The sequence below is a fragment of the Comamonas sp. GCA5 genome (assembly GCF_036541385.1).
Classification (GTDB): Bacteria; Pseudomonadota; Gammaproteobacteria; order Burkholderiales; family Burkholderiaceae_C; genus Comamonas; species Comamonas aquatica.
On sequence record NZ_JAZHFR010000238.1, the window covers coordinates 1 to 397 of the forward strand.

At 65.0% G+C, this 397-nt stretch carries 2 pseudogenes; both read right to left on the reverse strand.

The features are described from left to right. A pseudogene (locus SJH88_RS19460) lies at window positions 1–302 on the reverse strand (hypothetical protein); the annotation flags it as partial. Continuing rightward, window positions 279–397 (reverse strand): annotated as a pseudogene (locus SJH88_RS19465) (IS481 family transposase); the annotation flags it as partial. The pseudogenes SJH88_RS19460 and SJH88_RS19465, both read right to left, overlap by 24 nt.

Here is a 397-nt window from a genome sequence, read left to right on the forward strand (position 1 = left end):
CGGGGCCGGTCATCGGGGCGCACTTCGGGCCGCGAGGGCCAGGGCGCCGGGCGCACCGGCGGTGGCGGCGGCCGAAAATGGGGCCGCGGTGGTGGGGGCGGCACATAGTGGTAGCCGGGGGGTGCCCAGCGCCCAGGGCGCCAGTCATAGCGGTTGCCGGTCCAGAACCAGTCCCCACCAATCCAGATGTAGTTGGGCGCGGGTGCCACAGTGCGGTACTCGACGCGCGGGGGTGGTGGATAGCCATAGGTGGTGTAGACCGTGGTGCTGGAGTAACTGTCGGGTCCCGGATGATTACGCACGTTCTTGACGAATAAATCAGGAGCTTTCATCTTCCATTTTTTGAGTGCTTGGACTGGGGCTTCATGCCCCAGTGCCTTTTGTGGCAAGTGGTGGT